This is a genomic window from Microcoleus sp. FACHB-831 (assembly GCF_014695585.1).
Lineage (GTDB): Bacteria > Cyanobacteriota > Cyanobacteriia > Cyanobacteriales > FACHB-T130 > FACHB-831.
Genome location: NZ_JACJON010000046.1, coordinates 77239 through 98800, shown reverse-complemented (window position 1 = coordinate 98800; position 21562 = coordinate 77239). Strand labels below are relative to the sequence as shown.

Sequence of the window (21562 nt, the reverse complement as noted above, 5' to 3'; positions counted from 1 at the left end):
GCTTAATGCCACTTATTATCATTAAGCCTGTTTATTCTGGTTTCTCATTAGTTCATTTGTACTCTTCCATCCCCTTTTGCTGATGTGTGACAGTTGTGGGTGCGGAATGTGGGTGATAAAGCGTGTTTTGTTCTTCAATTATGTGCTTTCCAGATAAAGTAAGCGATCGCGCCAACGACAGCAAAACTAGCAATTACAGCGGCACTAATTTTCCAAACACTATACGGGCGATCGCCGTGAATTTCACCAGTAATTGCATTCACCATTACTTGGTATGACTTGTTGCGATAACGATAGGCAGAAATCCATACAGGGAGCAAAATATGCTTAAAAGTAATCGCACTGTAAGCAGTCGAAATATTATTAACCCGCTGTTCATCGCCGCCAATGTCGTAGCGCACATCAGCATCAATCGAACCTGCCATAATATGTTTAGCAGTTTCAAACCCTTCGTCTAGGGCAACCTGCGATCGCTGCGCCTCAAATCCTGCCAGATAAGATGGATCGTAGGGGCGTAGCGAGTCCTTGAGGTTCCAAGGTTGCAGAGCATCCAGGCGATCCGTATTAACTAACTTCGTCCCTGGAATTAAAATATCGTCAAAAAAGCGATCCACTTTGCCAGAAACCCAGTACCAACGGGTGTGTCTCACCTCACGAGTTTTAGTTTCCGTCGCCCCCTCACCGTTAGTTTCCGTATACGTTTCAGTTACATAATAATAGTCGCCGCGATCGCCAGTGTAGTGGCTGACAGTATAAGTATCGTAAGTCCAAAAAGGCAAATAAACCCCTTGAATTTTTTCTTGTTGCGCCAACTGCTTTAACTCAGTTGGTGCAAACCAGCGACTGCCAATCCAGCGTTTAATATTTTCTCTAGCCGCCTTGCTACCAACAGTAAAAGGCACAATACCTTCTGGTGCGACAGTTGGGTCGGCCATTTTAGGTTGCGCCACAATAGCAGCCGCACAAAATGGACATTGACCAGCTACATGGGGAGGCTCAAAAGTTACACTTGCTCCACAATTAGAGCAAGCAACTTCCATAGCCGTTGCAGATAAAGTGGCAAGTTGACTGCGGTTAGTGTTGAGGTATTCATCATAAGAACGTTCCTCTACCTGTTCGGCACTCTGGGGAATTGCATCTTCCCAGCCGCAGTAAGGACATTTCAGCTTACCGCCTTGGGGGTTGAACTGCAAATTAGCTCCGCAACTGGGACAGGGAAATTGTTTAGCTTGTGGTTTTGGAGTATTCATTGATAGGATGCGATCGCTTACAAGTAGAGGTAAACTCTTTATCTACCTCATTTCCACCCTCAGCCCTTACCCCTAACCCAAATACTCCCTTAAACCTTTGTGGTTGGGCAATATAGCCTCACAAATAGGCACAGCTTTCATCGGGAGATGCTTTGGAATCTACCCCTAAATTGCCTATTTTTCAGCAATTAAACACAACTCTCAGGCCGAGGGGGTTTGGAGGGAGGCCCCCAAGTCCGGGTTTTATTAGATAAAGGTGCAAGATTCTTTCTCAATCCCCCAATCCAACTGGCGGTGGCGGCGGCGTAGAACCCAGCAACAAAGCTAGATCCGGCACTTCCGAAGCATACTTCCAACCATCCTGACCAGCACGCCACACATACGTTTGAGCCGTCAAACCTTCTTGGAGCAACTGATTTGCCGCAAACGGCCCCATCTGCTGACCGTTGCGCGACATATACCACTGAATTTGTGGCGGTGGCGGCGGCGGCGTTTGGGGAGATTGCTGTTGCATCGTCCCCGTCAACTGCTGACCCATTGCAATCCCAACACCAAAATCTAGAGCCTGATTGCCACCGCCTGGGTTTTTAGCCGAATGCTCTATAGCGTTAGCAGCCTGAAACTGGGCATATTGCTGCATATTCCCCAGAATCCCCATCGACGTTCGCTTATCGAGCGCTTCCTCAACTTCAGGGGGTAGGGAGATATTTTCGATCAACAACTGGGTTAGTTCTAACCCGAAGCTTTGCATTTCCGGCTGCATAGCGCTGCGGATGTTATTGCCCATCTCCCGATAGTGGGCGGCAAAGTCATATAAAGAAATTTTGCTTGTACCAAGCCAAGTGGCAAAGCCAGTCAAGATCATATTGCGGAGGTTATCGCTGACCTCATCAACTTGAAACAAACCATCGGTGCTGACAAGTTGCTTTAATATTTCTGCTGGGTCAGCAACTCTAATACTGTAGTTCCCATAAGCCCGCAACCGCACCGGGCCTAGTTCAGGATCGCGCACGGTAATGGGGTTGGAAGTTCCCCACTTTAAATTAGTAAAGACTCTCGTGCTAAAAAAGTAGACTTCTGCCTTAAACGGAGAATTGAAGCCATAAGGCCAAGCTTTCAGCGTACTGAGGATAGGCAAGTTGCGGGTATATAGTTCGTACATTCCCGGCTCGAACACATCTGCCACATGACCTTCGTTGACGAATACTGCGACTTGGCCGGGTCGCACCGTCAGTTTAGCGCCTTGTTTAATTTCATTGTTGTAGCGCTCGAAGCGGTAAACAATAGTGTCGTTGGTGGAGTCTAACCATTCGATGACATCTAGAAATTGACCGCGAAGATTGTCAAAAAGACCCACGAGCTGACCTCCAGGTTTTCTAAAAATTCTTACCTGCCTGCATAGGATCTACGAGGCAGGAGGTAGCGATTCCAGAATCACCTGCATTGTCGGACGTGGCTGGGTGGGAAGTTGCCCACCCTATTCTATTAAAGGGGTCGATAAACGCGATAGTTAATTTCGGGGAAGATGTTGTCGATTTCCTCTACTTTTTCTAACCAACCGCTGTCAATTTTGCCAACTTGAATGTCATCGTAGATTTTGTTGAAGCGCATGAGGTGCGATCGCGTTCTTCGCACTGCATACGGAACCATCGTCCCCGTCCGCATAATAAATGCCCAGTCTGAAGATTGCGCCAGTAGCAGTTCCCGCGCCGCTTGGTTGAGTGCTTTCCACTCCAATTCATCCGCTGGTTCCCGCCGTCCTAGCTCAATCATCCGCTCTGCGGCTTTGTGCAAATATTGATAAATCCAGGCGTTGGTTTCATTGAGCCAATACTCGTGGAAACCCTTGTAACCCCAACTCGACTGGGAAGGACGACACACTTGCTGAGTAGGATTTTCTTTTAAATAATCCGCCAAGTGGGTCATCTGATAAGTACCTTGGTCATACCAAGACTTGCGGAACAAGTAATCTATAAACCAGGGGCCTTCATACCACCAATGACCAAATAACTCGGCATCGTAGGGCGAAACTATAATTGGAGGGCGATCCATAATGCCCTTAAGATGTTCAACTTGGCGCTCCCTGTTATACACGAAATTTCCAGCGTGTTCGGCAGCCTTTTCCCGCGCCCAATATGGATCGTAAAGTTGTTTATCACCTAAACCCAAGCCGCGTCCTGTAATCTTGTGGTATTTAATACCAGTGTTCTTGCGCTGGCCATTAGGCATGATGTAGGGCTTAATATACTCATATTCTGCTTCCCAGCCCAAATCTTTATAAAACTCCCGATATTCTGCCGCACCGGGATATCCGACTTCAGACGACCAAACCTGCTGGGAAGACTCGTGATCGCGACCAAAAGCTGCAACTCCACTTTCAGTAAAAATGGGCGCATAGCTGCCAAAGCGGGGGCGAGGGCGCGCATAAAGAATGCCGTGACCATCTGTGAGGAAATAACGCAGACCAGCATCCGCCAGCATCCGCTCTAGCCCTTCATAATAAGCACATTCTGGCAACCAAATTCCTTTAGGCGGACGGCCAAAATTTTGCTCATAGTGTTCGCAAGCAACCTGGATTTGCGCCCATACCGCTTGGGGGTACATCTTCATCAGCGGTAAGTAGCCGTGAGTTGCGCCACAGGTAATGATCTCTAGGTTGTTACTGTCTAAGAATTGCTTAAAGGCCGTTATCAAGTCCCGGTTATAACGTTCCCAGGTTTGGCGAATAGTATTAAACTCAGTGGCATAATGTTCGGCTAGGTAGCGTATGTGGCCGTTATGCGCGTTATGCTCAACTTCTAACTCAGCCAGTTCTTCCAATTTTGCTAAGTGATCGTCGTAGCGGTCTTGGAGCAATGGATCGCGCAGCATTGACACCAAAGGTGGTGTCATGCTCATAGTCATTTTGAAGTCAACGCCATCCCGCTTTAAGCCTTCAAATACGTGTAAGAGGGGAATATAGGTTTCTGTAATGGCCTCAAACAGCCATTCTTCTTCCAGAACATAGTCACTTTCAGGATGGCGGACGAAAGGCAAGTGGGCGTGAAGGACAAGCGCGAGGTAGCCAATAGCCATAGTGATTCGGGTGGGGGTGGATGTAGAACTGACACCAACTGTAGCTGGAAAAACTTTTACAATATTTTAAGATTGTATGATACAGGTGTAAAAATAAACTAAGCCACATCTTAGACTGTCAAAATGATGAAATAAAGATTAAATTTAAAAGAAGTAAGTATTTTCTGCCACATACAGTCAATCCCACTTTTGCCCAAAGCGTTATCGGTTTGTCCCTAGTGCTGAAACCAGATTTAATGCAGGCAGCTTCAGGATCTCCTACATCTTCCGAAGCGTCGTTACAGCTACTGCTGTTTGTCGATGATCGTCCTAGTTCGCGCAAACAGCTCCAGCAAATTTACAGTTATCTGGAGCAGATCAAGGCAGATAATAGCTTTGAACTTCAGGTAGTCGAGGTGGGTGAAGAGCCTTATTTAGCTGAACACTTCAAAATTGTCGCTACCCCAGCTCTGATTAAAATCCATCCCGCTCCTAGACAGGCACTCGCTGGTAGTAATTTAGTCGTCCAACTACAGAACCTGTGGCCGCGCTGGCAAACCAGCGTTGAGCAATACGAGTCTGCAAACAATGTGGAGCCTAACTTACAGCAGCAGAATAGCTCATCGGACACTAGAATTCGTTCTGTTGCTCATTCGGCAGAACTGATTCAGCTATCCGACGAAGTGTTTCGTCTTCAGAAAGAAAAAGAAGAACTTGAAGAGCAGCTGAACTTTAAAGACCGGGTTATCGCGCTTTTAGCACATGACTTGCGTAGTCCTTTAACTGCGGCTTCTCTAGCGTTGGAAACCATAGAAATTATTCAACAGCCGCCTAATAGCGGTAATACGCGGTTGTCACCAGCACTGATGGAGCAATTAATTAAGCAGGCGCGGAGCCAAATCCGTGCTATGGACAGATTAATTGTAGATATTCTGGAAGCCGCTAGGGGAACCAGTGCCGAATTACACATTCAACCGCACAAATTAGAGATAGGGGAACTGTGCTGGGATGTGATTGCTCAGATGAAGGAGCAATTTAAGGTAAAATCACAACGCTTGGTGACAGATATTCCTAATGACTTGCCGACTGTGTATGCAGATAGAGAGCGAGTGCGGCAGGTAATTGTGAATTTGCTAGACAATGCGATTAAATATACTCCGGAAGAAGGGACGATTCAGATCTCAATTTTGCACCGGACGACACAAAAAATTCAGGTGAGCGTGTTCGATAATGGGCCGGGTATCCCAGCGGAGAATCGCGATCGCGTCTTTGAAGACCACTTTCGGCTAAAGCGAGATGAAGCTAAAAATGGCTACGGGCTAGGCTTAGGTCTATGTCAGCGCATCATCCGCGCACACTACGGTCACATTTGGGTCGATTCTCCTGGCAATCAAGGCAGCTGTTTTCACTTCACCCTCCCGGTTTATCGCTGAAGTTGTTAGGTGAAAACTGGCGCAGGGCGTCGATAATCTGGAAATTGGCTTCAGGAAAAGCATAACTATCGAGGTCATCTAACCTTACCCAGCGGATTTCATCGCATTCGATGGGTTGGGGAACGCCACTAAGATGGCGACAGTGATGTACGTTCAGGGTAACGCTAAAGTGCGAGTAAATGTGGTTGATAGCCAGCAAGCGATCGCCCACTTCTATTTCAATCCCTAACTCCTCTAAAATTTCTCGTTTAATACACTCAACAACCGTTTCACCAGGTTCTATTTTGCCACCTGGAAATTCCCAAAGCCCGCCCATCAGTCCTTCGGGGCGTCTCTTGTCAATTAAAATTTGCCCTTCATCGTTCCAAATGACGGCGACGCCGATTGACTTATGCGGAAAAGGGGAAAGCTTTTCATTCATATTTGTTAACTATTAGTTATTGGCCATTGGTTAACCCTGCTTTTATACCCCGTTTGCAGGGAAACATGATGGAGCCAATCACCAACAAATAACCAAAATAGCAGAACTCGGCAGATTGGAAAATCAATCTGCCGAGTGTCTTTGATAGAAATTTCTTGTAGACACGAGCTTATAATCATCTCTACAAGAACTAGGCTTTATAAGCGTGGGCTGTCGGAAGCCGATTGCAAAGATTTTTCAAACGCCATGCGTTGTTCAGCGTTGTGCAGGAAGTAGCCACTAATCATAGCAGAGGCCAAAAGACGCCCCAGATTCTCGCGATTGGTGGTAACTGTAACACCGAAATGCTCTGGAGGCAGATTACCCAACAACCCTACAATATTGCGTTCCATTACTTGAAACACTTCAGAAGAAGATGGCTTTGAGAGTTGGGCGATTGTCTCTGGACTCATGGATTGGACATATTGCCACAGCACGTTGCTGCCTTCCGAATCGCTATCAAAGAACTCTGAAACTCGATTTGATTGGTTATTCACCTTAAACCTCCCTACTTGGTAGCGACAGCAGCCTCCAATTTGAGATCCAGGGAGTAGCCGCTAATCTGCTGGTTGTTGTAGTTAACTCGGATGTTTGCTTTTAGAGTTATTAACCTTTGTATAACTTAATGTAACAGGCTCCCTCTAGCTGTGGAGTGAGCGCAACCGTACCTCAAGCGGCGTATTTATTCGCCAAGGTAGTGGGGATTAGAAGTCCAAAGTCCGGAGTCCGGAGTCCGGAGTCAAGAGTCCTCAATCCCCATCTAGTAGGCTCAAATCCCTTGCGCCAAACTAGCTGGCAATATATTCACCCATGTCTGCTTTGCGCTTGCGGAGTTTGGATAGGGCTTCGCGTTCAATTTGCCGCACTCGTTCCCGGCTAATATTTAGCCTTGCGCCAATCTTGGCGAGAGTGAGGGCTTGTCCATCAGCCAAACCAAATCGCAGCGCCAAAACTTCGCGTTGCTGGGGTGTCAAATCTGCCATAATTTTCTCTAGATCGACTTGCAGAGATGACTGGGTGGCAAATTCTTCTGGGGAGGGGCCAGTATCTTCTAGCAACTCTCCGAGTTCTGTATCTTGGTTATCGCCAACGCGCAAATCTAAAGATAGTGGTTGACGCGCCCGTTCTAGGTACTCGCGCACCTGCTTGGGGGTAAGCTCTAATTCGGCTGCGAGTTCGGCTGCTGTGGCGGCGCGTCCCAGTTGTTGAGCTAGGTAGCGTTGAGCTTTTTTAATTTTGTTAAGTTTTTCGGTGATATGGATGGGGAGGCGAATTGTGCGACCTTTTTCTGCGATCGCCCGCGTTATTGCTTGTCTTATCCACCAATAAGCATATGTTGAAAACCGATAGCCTTTGGTGGGGTCAAATTTCTCGACGCCGCGCTGCATACCGATAGTACCTTCTTGGATCAAGTCCAGCAGGTCAACGTTGCGCTTTATATATTTTTTAGCTACAGAAACCACTAAGCGCAAGTTAGCTTCAACCATTCTGCGCTTGGCTGTTTCACCTGCTGCGATCGCGTTGTTTAACTCGGTTTCTTCTATACCTGCTGAACGTGCCCAATCTGTTAAACTTGGCTCATAACCCAGCACTTCTTGAAGTGAATTTTTCACTTCCTGCAAATTGGTTAAGCGCTGTACTTGCTTTCCAAAGACGATTTCCTGCTCGTGGGTCAGCAAGGGGACGCGGCCAATTTCTCGCAGATAGGTGCGTACTAGGTCTGTTGAAGCTTGAGCAGTTTTCATAGCGCTGGTCTTTGATTAATAAGGAAGGGGATAGGGCAAAGGTACTTTGCGGTAGTGAGGAAGTTGCGATCGCTACAACTATGGCCGTGTTTCAAAAAGATTCTTAATCGGGGCGCTTGCTTGTAACCAATTGTAACATTTCTGAGAGCGGCGATCTATTTCCCAGGATGGAGTTCTGGTGTAGCTAAATTTAGAGTACCCAGCGATCGGCCTGGTAGTTGCATCTTGGGCAACAAAAATGGAAATAATGTTTGCCCACCTGCAATGGCGCGGGTGAGTTAGTATTTTTGCTAATAAAGATTGACAAATAAACTTAATGGTGAATAAAAGGGTGGAAGCGAGCCAACCGAACGGCATACGTTTGGCGATCGCTCTGTAAAGTAGCATTAGCTCTTGGTGCGGGAAGTCCAAGAGTAGCATTCTTTTGAAGTAAAGTAAAAATGCTCAGTGGCGCAGGTTTAAGGAAAACAGGTACGGGGTGGGAATTTGCGAGTGAAGCGGCGCTAGAAGATTTTGTTTGGGCTAATCTACAGCAGCTATTTGGATTAACTTGTCTGAAGCGACAATATTATATTAATGGTCAAGTTTGTGACATTTTAGGGCTGAGTGAGAATAAACAGTTAGTCGTTGTTGAGTTGAAAAATACTGAAGATAGATATATTGTTCAGCAGCTAACTCGTTATTATGATGCTTTGCGTGAGGAAAAACCCTTTAGCGAAGAAATAGACTATGAACAACCCATCGGGTTAGTGGCGATCGCGCCAAGTTTTCATAGAGATAACTTTACAGATAGAAAGTATAACCATCTAGTTGTTTAATTTTTACGTTGTGAGATTTTGATAGAGACAGAAAATTTATATTTACAGCTAAAAGATGTAGATACTGGGAAAGTTTTACAAATAGAAATTACGCAGCAAAAAACAGATATCAATGAGGATATACCACCGCCTCTCCAAGCGCTTCATAAACTACTGAATAATTGCGAGCATAGTCAACAGGAAGAAATATTGAGGATTAGGAGGAAAATCCTAAGCTTTGATAAACGTATGCAAATTTTAGTTTTAGATCGCTAGGAGCCGATGGTAAAAACAACTCCTATGCTGCGGGTTTCTGGGTAGAAAATAAAACACCTAGTAAATAGTACACAAGGCGGCAAATGGAAAAAAATTGGGATGCTTAAGAATCTATTGTCAAAAATGTCAATTACATAAAACAATAAATCGGCAATAACTTCTTTGCAAATATTCCTAATGATATTGAGTAGAATATCGAAGAGAATAAATTTATATGCGATTCCGAAAAAAATAGAAATGTAATACTTTGAGAGCTAGTAAGATTAAACAGCCCAATAGTTTTCTGGAGGCAGAAAAAACAGCCGATTAAAATACTTTTGGAGCGTCTACTATAAGCAACGTTAATTTCTTACCCGCACCTACAATCGTTGTTTATGATACTTCCGTCGGGCATAGTGGTGTTGTAGAGAATAGCATCATCAAGATCAACCCTCTGACTACCCATCAAGTTGGCATTGCTGAGGTCAGCACCCCAAAATCCAGCTTGAAACAAATCAGTATTCCGCAAGTCAGCACCAACAAACAGAGCATCCCTCAAGTTGGATTCATAGATGAAACCACCACTGAGGGTAGCACCAGTGAAGTTGGCACGCTCCAAGTCAGCGACATCAAAACGGGCAGATCTCAGGTTAGCACCGCTGAAATTAGCATTAACAGCACAAATACTACCGAGGTCGGCTCTCTCAATGTTGGCATAACTCAGATCGGCACCGCTGAGATCGGTACTATCCAAGAAGGCTCTGCTCAAGTTGGCTCCTCTCAGGTTGGTGTTTCTCATCTCAGCACCAGTCAGAGTAGCTTCTCTGAGGTTGGCACCGCTCAGGTCAGCACCAGTCAGGTCAGCACATCTGAGTTCAGCACGGCTCAAGTTGGCATTTTCCAAGTGGATACCACTCAAGTCAACACGGTTCAGTTTGGCTCTCGCCAAATCAACCCCAGAGAAATTCCTATCTCCAGCAGCATAGCGCCTGAGCAATTCTTCAACAGTCATATCCATCACTCATTTCCCGCATCTATTTACACCCTCAACAATAATGCCCTCAACCTCTGGCACACCCTCCTTTCACCTCAAACAAAGTTCGACATCAACCTCCAACTGGTTGACCTCCCCGCCGGACAACTCGCAGAAGCTCAAATTACTAAATATGACGAGTTCGGACACCCCAAAGGTTAGTAACTTATGAAGATATGAAGTTGCTTGAAGCGAGAAAAGAGGTTGAATTTGAATTGCCTATTTCTCCGTATAAAAATATGGAGTAATTAGTTGAGATAGCTTTAAAAAAGTAGCTGAAAAGGTTTTGAGGGGAGTTAATGCGATCGCACGCTACCATATCCTCGATTATTCCTTCTACCCCGACTAAGAGTATAGTGAACTTGAAGCCCGCACAGACGGGCTTTGTTTGTGTAGCCGCGATTACGAACATCGCCCGGATCTTTAAACCCATGTCTCAAACCATCTGGATTGCCCGACACGGAAACCGCCTCGACTTCGTTAACCCCGAATGGTTTAACACCGCAGAACGCCCCTTCGATCCGCCACTTTCCGATGATGGCGTCATCCAAGCAAGGCAACTAGGACAACGCCTGGGGCAAGAAAACATCGCCCATATCTTTGCCTCGCCTTTCTTGCGAACGGTGCAAACCGCAAACCAGGTAGCAGAAGCCCTCGATTTACCCATTAAAGTTGAATCCGGCTTAAGCGAATGGCTAAATCCTGGCTGGATGCCAAGCATACCAGAAAAACTCCCAATCGAAGCATTGCACGAAAAATATCCCCGAATTGACCTAAACTATACCTCTCGCGTTATAGCCAACTATCCAGAAACTAGCGAAGATGTCTTAGAACGTTCAGGGGAAACCGCAAGACGACTCGCCGCCGAGTTCCCAGAAGATATCCTATTGGTGGGACACGGCGCATCCGTGTTGGGTACAACCAGAGGTTTAGTCGGTGGCGAACCTGAAGTAAACGCTGTTTTGTGCTGTTTAGTTAAAATTGTGCGGGTGGGTGAAGAATGGGTTATGGAACTCAATGGCGATACGTCCCACTTGAGCGAAACTGAAAAAGTCATCCGGTTTAATTAACGTCATGGGATTGTTACTAGCAGGGGATATCGGCGGCACTAAAACGATTCTGCGTTTGGTTGAACAGCCAGATGCGGGAGAATTGTACAGTCTAGATGAGGCGACTTATCCCAGCCGCGATTTTCCAGATTTGGTGCCCCTTGTGCAGCAGTTTTTGCAGGCGGCGGCTGAACATTTGGGCTATATGCCAGTACCTCAAAAAGCTTGTTTTGCGATCGCTGGCCCAGTCGTCAATAACACTTCATTATTGACCAACCTTGGCTGGTCTCTCGACGCGAAGCGTCTGGAAAAGCAATTAAAAATTGCACAAATTAGTTTAATAAACGATTTTGCTGCTGTTGGGTATGGTGTTTTGGGTCTAAAAGACTCAGACTTGCTCACCTTGCAAACAGGCAAGCATCAGCCTGATGCCCCGATTGCTGTAATTGGTGCAGGCACTGGCTTAGGACAAGGTTTTTTAATCCAGCAGGGAAACAGCTATCAAGTATTTGGCTCTGAAGGCGGACACGCTGACTTTGCCCCGCGATCGGAGTTAGAATTTCAACTGTTGAAATATCTGCTAGATAAACACGATATCCAGCGAGTTTCAGTTGAGCGCGTAGTTTCCGGAATGGGGATTGTAGCTATTTACCAGTTTTTGCGAGACAAGCAGTATGCCAGCGAATCGCCAGAAATTGGGCAAATAGTCCGAAGTTGGGAAGCACAGGCAGGTCAGAGCGAGAAGACAGTTGAGCCAGCAGCAGCGATCGCCAAAGCTGCCTTAGAAAACAGCGATCGCCTCTGCCAACAAACCATGCAAATCTTTGTAGAAGCCTACGGCGCTGAAGCGGGCAATCTCGGCCTCAAACTCTTACCCTACGGCGGTCTTTACGTTGCTGGTGGCATCGCCGCCAAAATTCTTCCCCTAATGCAAGATGGAAGGTTCATCCATGCCTTTACCCACAAAGGGCGCGTCAGTTCATTACTAGAAAGAGTGCCAGTACATATTGTCCTTAATCCTCAAGTAGGACTAATCGGAGCCGCCATCTGCGCTGCCAGATTGTAAATAGGGAGTCCGGAGTCCGGAGTCCGGAGTCCGGAGTCGCCAGTTTTGTAGAGACGCCGATTTATCGTGTCTCCAGATTTATCGCGTCTCCCCAATTCTCTATGACTGCTCAGACTTAGCGCAATTGAGCATCCGCAGAGTAGCAGCCGCAGCATAGTTGCGACGAGCAGCAGACTCCGGCTCAAAGTTGGTGCCTCTTTCATTGAGAGGCGAGGCAACATTGCAATAAGAAGACATTTCGCCGATTAATCCAGATGCCCAGTGTTTGGAGGTATCAGAGAAGGCGGTGGGTGAATTTTTGCCAGTTAGCTGCGAAGGCAAACCGCGACTAGATTTGGCGAATTCAGCAGCACGCCGCTGCACCGCCATCAGTTCAGCTCGCGTAACGGGTTGAGTGGGTCGAAACTTGCCATCTTTATAGCCGCTGACAATCTTGTTATCTCGCGCCCATTGAATCTTAGCCGCACTCCAGCGAGTAGCATCGACATCGGGATAAGGTTTGGATGCTGCTTGAGTGGGGATGTTGACGTTAGTCCCCGGTAGTTTGCTTAAGCCTTCCAACACCATAGACACGAGTTGCTCTCGCGTTAAGGCGACTTCTGGACGGAAGGTATTGTCTTCTTTAAACCCAGAAACGAAGCCCATTGCCACAGCGTCGGTAATTTCTTTAGCGTATACATCTGAGGAAATGTCTCGGAAGGCTAAAGTTGTACCAGTGCCCGTACCTGTGCCAGTGCCCGTCCCCGTCCCCGTGCCAGTTCCCGTTCCAGTACCGGAACCGGAAAGGTCGATACCAGTAGCTACAACGTCGCTGGCGAGATAGACGTGACCTAGTGTTTTACCGTCGTAGGTTCTTCTAGCAAACTTCCAACCAGGCTCTAGAATAATTTTCATAAAGCCATCGGTCATGCCTTGGGTGCTACCAATTTTAATAACTGGAGCGCGGCGATCGCGCAAGTCTTGTCCGACGAGTAATACTTCCCCATCGCGCTTAACCAGGTTGAAGTCGTACTTCTGTCCGTAATCCGTTCCCGCCATACGGATGGAATAGCCGTTACTGTCGGTACTGCGTCCGCAAATGCCCGTAAAGTCGAATTTGAGTAGCAACGGATCTACTTGTATAGGCGCTTGCGTGCCGCTTTCACTCCAGCATTGCCGTTTGTTTGATACTTGTTCGAGGACGATCAGTTGGTAATTACCAGCACCAAAGGGCGCTGCCATAGCGATATATTTCTCTTGGTCAACTTCTTTTTGACCAAAACCTGTCTGCGCGATCGCACTGCTGATAGCGGTGAAGGTAACAAGTCCTGCTGTGGCGATCGCGCCCACAGCTCTTTTAACATTAAGTCCAGTTTTCATTGAGCCGAGTATATTTTTCTCTTTACACTGTTTGATGAACGCGGGCGCCAAAAGTTCCCACTTCTATCTTCGGGTAGTGGCGCTAGCTGTCAACGGGTGAATTACCCATCGCGACTTTGCACAGAACCTACTGCGAACGGCTTCCTCGTATTGTCGGGGTTGACGATATTGCCACGTTACCCCCATAAAACAAACCATCTTGGTAAATAAACAATCAGGAAAGAAATGACTGTAAATTTCTTTGAATTGCTGTTCAGACTAATATTGCCTGATGCTAAATGCCTTTACAAAGGTTCATGAGTTCTAAACTTTAATATTCTCCATGCGTTGCCTATTACATATTTTACCCTATCTGGAATAAAATCTTTTATCGCATCAACTATATAACCGAGTGGAGCTGGGCTTTCTACTTCTGATATATTATCTAATATAGCAATTTTGCCGATTGTATTATTTAAGATTATTCGGTAGATTCCAGCAAATATATTGGATATGGAGAGCAAACCTTTTAAAACGAGCGCTCGCTAATATTTTATCAAAAATATCAATTTCTATAACCAATTCCTAAGTTTTACTAATTTATCCGGCGATTAGCAGCAGATTTACTTCCTGCGATCGCCATCCTCCGGTTGCTAGTGAAGTTATCATTGCCTACGCTAACTTAGGCGGACAACCGCTTAAGCTGAAGGCGGAGATGACGCGCAGACTATCCTTTAAACGGAATAAATCCCGCTGATTTTATTCAACATAACCAGCCTTAAGATATTCGCTAGAACCAAATATGCGCGATCGCATTTTAAGCGAAAATTATTTAATTTTGTAAATTACTTTTGTTTTAACAAAGTTTTTAATTAAAGTATAATGTAGACAGAATAGCCAACTTAGCCATAATTTTAAACTGGATTTTAGCTCACAAGCGACTATAGCTTTAGTTTATAGACTTATACCTTGTTAGTTCCCATTATAACTTTAAATTACATAAGGTACAGAAGTCAAGTAGAATAATTGGTAAGAAATGAGAAATTAGAACAAATTGCTAAAAGAAATATTCAATAATTTTGAAGCTGCTAAACATAAACTTAAAATGAAATACCAAGTAATCAAGGTTTAGTATATGGAGGTCAATCAAAATTAGTCTAGCCTGACTAAATTAGTTTACATTAGGCTACCGATGTTCAAGCCAGCGATATATTATATTAAGGCTATGGTTCTAATAGGAACTTTACAGTTGTTTTATAAGTCTTATATATCCCACTTGGCTATAAAGGGGTAAATAATTCAGTGCTAACTGTTAAAAGTGTGCGCCCTAGAGATAGGTTATACAAAAAATGTAGAGTAGATTGGCTATAACGCTGGAATTGGAACGATTATTGCTAGTGAATTCATGCTATAAAATCTTATTTAGTCAAAAATTTATAACAATATAAATTAAAATGATTGGAGTAAAGTTTACTAATTTTAAAAGTAACAAATCGCCAAATACAGCGCATACACAAAGTATAAAAAAATTAATTTTTGATTATATTTTTAGAACTAATCTGAAGCGGTAGCATCTTTGGGTAAGTTGTGCTTTTGAAATAGAGGTGTAAGCATTGTATAGATTAACTTGCGGTAATAAGTATATGTCAATTATTTTGCCCTTGGCTAAAACTGCTTGGGCGCAGCCAGGAATATTTATTGTTTTGTGTTGCTTGAATAATCTTTTAACGGTAGTAATAAACTAATTTAACAGACACTTATTTACATAAGCGCTAAAATTGAATACGTTTAAAGAAAAATATAGAAGCTAGTGGAACTACAGTAAGGCGTTTTATATGATGTTTGCACTGCCTGGATGGGCGATTGATGGTCTTTTTGAAGCTATTTTATTTAGGGGGTAATATCTAGCGGGAGTAAATAAATAAAATTCATCAGTTGAATAATTAATTAAGGTGTATGCGATCGCCAGTGAACCTGGATGCGATCGCCAGTCAGTTACTATGCAAAATAACACTCAGATTTTCTGCATTTCTGCCTTAGAGCCAGCTATCGATCGTCATCCTCTAACAGTTGCTCCTGACACGCCCTTATTAAATGCGATCGCGCAGATGAGTCAGCACGATCGGCAAATTTCAAACGTGTCCATACAAAATGCGGCACGGGCTAGATGCGTTTTAGTTATGCAAGAGACGCAAATAGTTGGGTTATTAGAAGAAGGGGATGTGGTGCGTTTGGTGGCGTCAGGCATGAACTTGGCTAATGTCAAAATTGAAGAAGTGATGAGCCAGCCTGTTCGCGTTCTAAAAATAGCTGAGACCATCGATATTTCCGCAGCTTTGTCAATTTTAAATCAGCACAACCTGAGTCACCTACCAGTTTTAGACGATACAGATAGGCTGGTAGGTATTGTCACCCACGAAAGTATAACCAAAGCGCTACAACCCACGTCAGAAATAGCACAACAGGAATTACTGCAAAAAAGTATTTACCAACAATCCATCAGTATGCCAAATACTGAGGCGCGATCGCTCGAAACAACCACAGAGCGTATTTTATCGACAGATGGAATCGCAAATAATATCATTTTTGCCACCGACATTACCCCATCATCGCAGACTACAGAAGCACTGCAAAGCAGCGAATCGGTTGTGCGTAGCGTCATTACTAATGCGCCTATCATCCTGTATTCCATAAATAGCGAAGGCGTGTTTACCCTTTCAGAAGGAAAAGGACTGGAGAGTTTGGGACTTGCGCCTGGGGAGGTGGTTGGGCAGTCAGTATTTGATATCTACCGCAACAATACCGACATCTTGGAAAAGCTCGTCCTTGTACTCGCTGGAAAAAAGAATGAGTGGATTGGAAAATTAGGAGACTTTGTGTATGACAATCGAGCAACGTCACTAAGAAACGAAAACGGCCAAATCATCGGCATGATTGGTCTTGCTATTGATATTACACAGCGCCAGCGAGCGGAAGAGGCGAGGCAAGAAAGCGAAGAACGCTTTCGCATCATGGCCGATAACGCAGCAGTGCTGATCTGGATGACGGATCGCAACGGGCGGTGTATTTTTGTTAATAAACCCTACTTAGATTTTACTGGAAAAACTCTAGAAGAACTGGGCGCGAACTGGGGAGAAAGCATCCATCCCGAAGATAGACATCGCTGTTTAAATACTTATCTATCTGCCTCTAATGCTCGTCAGAAGTTTACGATAGAATACCGCATGAGACGAGCTGATGGCGAGTATTGTTGGATTTTAGATAAAGGCATTCCGCGCTTTACATCAAGCGGTAACTTTGTCGGATACGTTGGCTCAGGTATAGACATAAGCGAGCGCAAAGCTAGTGAAGAAGAAAAACTAAAAGCGATCGCATCTCTACAAGAATCCGAACAGAAACTATCGCTCCACGTCGAGCAAACCCCACTCGCCGTAATTGAATGGAATCTCAACTTTGAAGTTACAAAATGGAATCTGGCTGCACAGAACATCTTTGGTTACAGTGAGAGCGAAGCCAAAGGTCGTCATGCTTACAGCCTGATAATCCCCCAAAGTGCCCGCGATCGCGTAGGCCAAATCTGGAATCAATTACTGACTAAAACAGGCGGCACTCGCAGCACCAACGAGAATATCACAAAGCTGGGCGAAACCATCATTTGCGATTGGTACAACACCCCATTGAGAAATACTGAGGGGATGGTAATAGGTGTGGCATCCCTTGCTCAAGATATCACTCAGCAGGTGGAGGCTCAAATAGAGTTACAGCTGGCATATGAAGAGTTAGAAATGAGAGTAGAGGTGCGTACCGCTGAAGTATGGCAAGCGAACGAGCAACTTAAGAACGAAATTAACGAACGCAAACGAACGGAAGCAGAACTTCGCGCCACTACATCGCGCCTGACAGCGCTGATTACAAATTTACAGGCGGGCATTCTTGTTGAAGATGAATCAAGGCAGATTATTTTGGTGAATCAAGCATTTTGCACAATGTTCGGCGTTAAGGCGCCTCCTAATGCTCTGATAGGACTCGATTGTTCTCAATCCACTCTGGAACACAAATACTTGTTTGTTTCACCCGAAAAATTTGTACAGCGTATGGAAGAAATCATTGCTCGCAGACAAGTGATTACTAATGAAGAAATCTTGCTGACTAACGGAAGGATCTTAGAACGAGATTACGTGCCGATTTTTGTCGAAGAAAATTACTGCGGGCATTTGTGGATGCATCGCGACATTACCAGTCGGAAACTTGCAGAAGTGGCGCTGCTGATGACACAACAGCGGCTGCAATATTTACTATCTTCTAGCCCAGCAGTAATCTATAGCTGCAAGGCCTCTGAGGATTACGGTACTACGTTTATAAGCGAGAACGTCCGCAGCGTATTTGGTTATGAAGCGCGAGAATTTTTAGAGGAACCCAACTTCTGGCGCGATCGCGTACACCCAGAAGAGATAGATGAGGTCATGACTGGGTTGGCAAAGTTATTTGACGAGGAGCATCACACCCACGAATATCGCTTCTTGCACAAAGACGGAACCTACCGCTGGATGCACGACGAAGCAAAGCTAGTGCGGGACAAGGCTGGCAATTTGCTGGAAATTGTTGGTTACTGGGCAGATATCACCGAACGCAAGCAATTGGAAGAAGATATCAGGCTAGCTTTGGCTAAAGAAAAAGAACTTGGCGAACTGAAATCTCAATTTATTACCACAACCAGCCATGAGTTTCGCACTCCCCTCAGCACCATCCTGTCTTCGGCTGAATTGCTGGAACACTACCGTCACAAATGGGCGGAGGAGAAACAACTAACTCACCTACACCGCATTCAAAAGTCGGTGAAGCATATGACGCAGTTGTTGAACAATGTGTTGATTATCGGTGCATCAGAAGCTGAGACTTTGAAATTTCACCCTTCGCCACTAGATTTAACAAAGTTATGTCGCGATATCGTAGAAGAAGTGCAATTGAGCGATAACGCTCTGCACAGCATTAACTTGACAATATATCAACAGCCCTCCTCGTGCCACCTAGATAAAAATCTGCTACAGCAGATTTTAAGTAATTTACTGGCAAATGCCATAATGTATTCCCCCAAGGGCAGCACTGTAGAGTTTAGTCTCAGGTGTCTTAATGAGTATGCCGTCTTTGAGGTTCGCGACGAGGGCATTGGCATTCCCCCAGAAGACCAACCCCGCGTCTTTGAGTCCTTTTATCGGGCTGGCAATGTCGGCAATATCCCTGGGGCTGGTTTAGGATTAGCAATTGTCAAGAAGTGCGTGCAACTGCACGGGGGCGAGATTACTTTAGAAAGTAAAATCGGAGTAGGTACTACTTTTACCGTTACCCTGCCAATTAGCTATTAGCTTTGTTATGTTCGCAACAAGCCATATGTAGAAAATAAATATTTAGTTAGGCTAATTAAGAATTACTATACAAAGCGCGATCGCCCCCTTCCTTACAACTCCAAATTAAAATTGTCCATGAAAAAGATCTTGGTAATTGAAGACGAAGAATTCATCCGGTATAACCTCATGGAACTGCTGGATGCAGAAGACTTTGATGCGAGAGCCGCTGAAAATGGTGTCATCGGGTTGCAGCTAGTGAGAGAGGAGATCCCCGATTTGATTCTGTGCGACGTGATGATGCCTGAACTTGACGGTTACGCGGTGCTGAGTGCGCTGCGTTCTGACCCTCTCACGGCAACGATTCCTTTTATTTTTATTACCGCTAGAGCCGACAAAAACGACCTCCGTAAGGGGATGCAAATGGGAGCGGATGATTACCTCACAAAACCCTTTACCAGAGCCGAACTGCTAGGAGCGATCGCCACCCGCTTTAAAAAACAGCAAGCAATGGAAGAGCGTTATAACAGCACGCTCAAACAAGCAAATTCAAGGCTAAATCGCTTAATACATTACGACAGCTTGACCGGGTTGCCCAATCGTTTAATATTACGAGAACGGCTGAATCAATTTCTGTCTAAAACTACAGAAAGCTCGCAAATAGTACCGATTTTTTTCCTCGATTTAAACCGATTCAGCAGCATCAATGATACTCTCGGCCCCTCCTGCGGTGATAGTTTACTCAAAGAAGTCGCCCGTCTGTTATCAGGAGTTGTCAGTCCTGAAGATACAGTCGCTCGGTTGAATGCCGATCAATTTGCGCTCATACTATCACCTATTCATCATCAACGAGAAGCTGCCCATATTGCTGAAGCTCTCCTTGATGCCCTCTCTCAATCTTTTCTCCTTAACGGTCAGCAAGTCTTCATTACCAGCAGTATCGGAATTGCTTTTTATCCCAAAGATGCTCGCGACATCGATACTCTGATCCAGTTGGCTGAAACGGCAATGTCACACGGAAAAAATAGACGTGGAAATAGCTATCAATATTACACCAGCCAAATGCAGGTTGGTTCTAAAGACGATCGGGCACTAGAAAGCGCTCTATATAAGTCGTTATCTCGCAACGAATTTGAAGTTTATTATCAGCCGCTAGTCAATCTCCAGACAAGGCAAATTGTTGGAGCTGAAGCTTTAGTGCGCTGGAAACATCCAGAACTAGGGATGATTTCTCCTGGATCTTTTATTCCGTTAGCAGAGGCAAATGGGCTAATTATTCCTATCGGCGAGTGGGTATTGAAAACAGCAGCAAAGCAAACTAAATTGTGGCATCGCTCTGGTTTTCCTTGGTTGCGGGTGTCGATTAATCTGTCATGTCGTCAATTTAGTCAGCCAGGTTTGAGCGAAAAAATTGTTGAGGTACTCGCAGCAACTGGCCTTGAACCCCAGGCAATAGAATTGGAGCTGACAGAAAGCATCTTGATGCAAGATGTACCCTCTGCGATCGCTACTTTGGGTCAATTGCAAGCCAAGGGTATTAAAATCGCTATTGATGATTTTGGAACAGGATATTGTTCTTTAAGTTATCTAAAACAATTCCCATTTACTACCTTAAAAATAGATCGTTGCTTTGTCCGCAATATAGCTAATGATGCTACAAACAGCGCGATTACAACTGCAATAATTCAAATGGCTCACGATCTGAATCTTGAGGTAATTGCTGAAGGAGTGGAAACAGAAGATGAATTGGCTTTCCTCTATCAGCACGGATGCGATATCATGCAAGGCTTCTTGTTCAGCCGTCCGTTACCAGCTATAGAGTTTGAACAATTGCTAAGGACAGAGAAATGTTTGACAATTAAAAATTAACAATTAAAAATTAAAATGATGTTCATTTTTAAGGGAAACTTTTGAATTTTTAATTTGTATGGCAGGACACAGTAAGTGGGCGAATATCAAACGCCAGAAGGCAAGAGTTGATGCTGTAAAGGGCAAAACGTTCACGAAAATTTCGAGGGAAATTATTGTAGCAGCCCGCAGCGGCGTCCCAGATCCTAATGGCAATTTCCAATTACGCACGGCAATTGAGAAAGCCAAAGCAGCAGGGATTCCCAATGACAATATCGAACGAGCGATCGCCAAAGGTTCCGGTAAACTAGGAGCCGATAACGCCGCCTTAGAATCAATTCGTTATGAAGGTTACGGGCCAGGAGGCGTCGCCATTCTTATTGAAGCACTCACAGATAATCGCAATCGCACTGCGGCAGATCTGCGAGAAGCTTTCAGGAAAAATGGCGGTAATTTGGGTGAAACTGGCTGCGTTAGCTGGATGTTTGGGCAAAAAGGCGTTTGTACTGTGCGCGGTGAAATTGATGAAGAAGAGTTGTTAGAAGCTGCACTTGTTGGTGGTGCCGAGTTCTATGAATTAAGCGAAGATGATGATGAGTTAGTAGGCGAAGTATTTACAGATGTCGCAAACTTGGAAGCACTCGCCGGGGTTTTAAAAGACAACGGCTACTCGGTCAGCAATGCCGAATTGCGCTGGCTTCCCAATAATACGGTAGAAGTAGGCGATCCAATGCAGGCGCGATCGCTCCTCAAGTTGATGGATGCTTTAGAAGAGATCGATGACGTGCAAAACGCTACGGCTAACTTCGATATGGCTGATGAACTTATGTCCCTAAGCATGGTTTAGTTCGTTGTTGGTTGTTCATTGTTCATTGTATGAATAACCAACAAC

17 protein-coding genes are annotated in these 21562 nt (G+C 45.1%); 9 read left to right on the top strand and 8 right to left on the bottom strand.

All coding sequences use genetic code 11. The features are described 5' to 3' along the window. Nucleotides 1–134: 134 nt before the first annotated feature. From H6F77_RS12595 to H6F77_RS12585, 3 genes are all read right to left on the bottom strand, one after another. Nucleotides 135–1250, bottom strand: coding sequence for a TFIIB-type zinc ribbon-containing protein (locus H6F77_RS12595; protein ID WP_190488971.1), 1116 nt, complete (start codon nt 1248–1250; stop codon nt 135–137). Between the two features lie 271 nt (nt 1251–1521). After that, nucleotides 1522–2607 carry an SPFH domain-containing protein gene (locus H6F77_RS28710; RefSeq protein WP_190488969.1) on the bottom strand — a complete coding sequence of 362 codons (1086 nt, stop codon included), beginning with the start codon at nt 2605–2607 and terminating at the stop codon, nt 1522–1524. Nucleotides 2608–2735: 128 nt separating this feature from the next. Continuing rightward, on the bottom strand, nt 2736–4325 hold the full coding sequence (locus tag H6F77_RS12585) for a glycoside hydrolase family 57 protein (RefSeq protein WP_190488967.1): 1590 nt from the start codon (nt 4323–4325) through the stop codon (nt 2736–2738). 236 nt (nt 4326–4561) lie between these two features. On the opposite strand from H6F77_RS12585, the gene H6F77_RS12580 reads away from it, so the two are divergent. Beyond that, a complete protein-coding gene (locus H6F77_RS12580) occupies nt 4562–5737 on the top strand; it encodes a histidine kinase (protein ID WP_190488964.1) in 1176 nt (391 codons plus the stop codon). On the opposite strand, the gene mutT is transcribed toward H6F77_RS12580, so the two are convergent. From mutT to H6F77_RS12565, 3 genes are all read right to left on the bottom strand, one after another. Then, on the bottom strand, nt 5715–6158 hold the full coding sequence (gene mutT, locus H6F77_RS12575) for an 8-oxo-dGTP diphosphatase MutT (protein WP_190488962.1): 444 nt from the start codon (nt 6156–6158) through the stop codon (nt 5715–5717). The two genes, H6F77_RS12580 and mutT, sit on opposite strands and share 23 nt — an antisense overlap. A gap of 197 nt (nt 6159–6355) precedes the next feature. Then, a complete protein-coding gene (locus H6F77_RS12570) occupies nt 6356–6694 on the bottom strand; it encodes a DUF760 domain-containing protein (protein WP_190488960.1) in 339 nt (112 codons plus the stop codon). A 291-nt stretch (nt 6695–6985) separates the two neighbouring features. Further along, a complete protein-coding gene (locus H6F77_RS12565; protein ID WP_190488958.1) occupies nt 6986–7942 on the bottom strand; it encodes an RNA polymerase sigma factor, RpoD/SigA family in 957 nt (318 codons plus the stop codon). 440 nt (nt 7943–8382) lie between these two features. On the opposite strand from H6F77_RS12565, the gene H6F77_RS12560 reads away from it, so the two are divergent. Further along, entirely contained in the window at nt 8383–8760 is a 378-nt protein-coding gene (locus tag H6F77_RS12560) for an endonuclease NucS domain-containing protein (protein ID WP_190488956.1), read from the top strand. An 18-nt stretch (nt 8761–8778) separates the two neighbouring features. Further along, nucleotides 8779–9015, top strand: coding sequence for a hypothetical protein (locus tag H6F77_RS12555; protein WP_190488954.1), 237 nt, complete (start codon nt 8779–8781; stop codon nt 9013–9015). 349 nt (nt 9016–9364) lie between these two features. Here the strand turns inward: H6F77_RS12555 and H6F77_RS12550 are convergent, their stop codons facing one another. Next, entirely contained in the window at nt 9365–10006 is a 642-nt protein-coding gene (locus H6F77_RS12550) for a pentapeptide repeat-containing protein (protein ID WP_190488952.1), read from the bottom strand. Between H6F77_RS12550 and H6F77_RS12545 the strand changes: the two genes are divergently transcribed. The 3 genes from H6F77_RS12545 to H6F77_RS12535 all read left to right on the top strand — a co-directional run bounded on the left by H6F77_RS12545 (nt 9899) and on the right by H6F77_RS12535 (nt 12142). Continuing rightward, nucleotides 9899–10189, top strand: a complete 291-nt coding sequence (locus H6F77_RS12545) for a hypothetical protein (protein ID WP_190488982.1) — start codon at nt 9899–9901, stop codon at nt 10187–10189. The genes H6F77_RS12550 and H6F77_RS12545 overlap by 108 nt on opposite strands. Nucleotides 10190–10458: 269 nt before the next feature. After that, entirely contained in the window at nt 10459–11097 is a 639-nt protein-coding gene (locus H6F77_RS12540) for a histidine phosphatase family protein (protein ID WP_190488950.1), read from the top strand. Nucleotides 11098–11101: 4 nt separating this feature from the next. Beyond that, complete coding sequence (locus H6F77_RS12535) at nt 11102–12142, top strand: glucokinase (RefSeq protein WP_190488948.1); 1041 nt, start codon at nt 11102–11104, stop codon at nt 12140–12142. Nucleotides 12143–12241: 99 nt separating this feature from the next. On the opposite strand, the gene H6F77_RS12530 is transcribed toward H6F77_RS12535, so the two are convergent. Beyond that, nucleotides 12242–13501: a DUF3747 domain-containing protein gene (locus H6F77_RS12530; protein WP_190488946.1), complete on the bottom strand. Its 1260-nt coding sequence runs from the start codon at nt 13499–13501 to the stop codon at nt 12242–12244. Between the two features lie 1931 nt (nt 13502–15432). Between H6F77_RS12530 and H6F77_RS12525 the strand changes: the two genes are divergently transcribed. From H6F77_RS12525 to H6F77_RS12515, 3 genes are all read left to right on the top strand, one after another. After that, nucleotides 15433–18843 (top strand): PAS domain S-box protein, encoded by a 3411-nt coding sequence (locus H6F77_RS12525; RefSeq protein ID WP_190488944.1) that lies wholly within the window; start codon nt 15433–15435, stop codon nt 18841–18843. 117 nt (nt 18844–18960) lie between these two features. Further along, on the top strand, nt 18961–20691 hold the full coding sequence (locus tag H6F77_RS12520) for a putative bifunctional diguanylate cyclase/phosphodiesterase (protein ID WP_190488942.1): 1731 nt from the start codon (nt 18961–18963) through the stop codon (nt 20689–20691). A 58-nt stretch (nt 20692–20749) separates the two neighbouring features. Next, complete coding sequence (locus H6F77_RS12515) at nt 20750–21517, top strand: YebC/PmpR family DNA-binding transcriptional regulator (protein ID WP_190488941.1); 768 nt, start codon at nt 20750–20752, stop codon at nt 21515–21517. Nucleotides 21518–21562 lie beyond the last annotated feature (45 nt).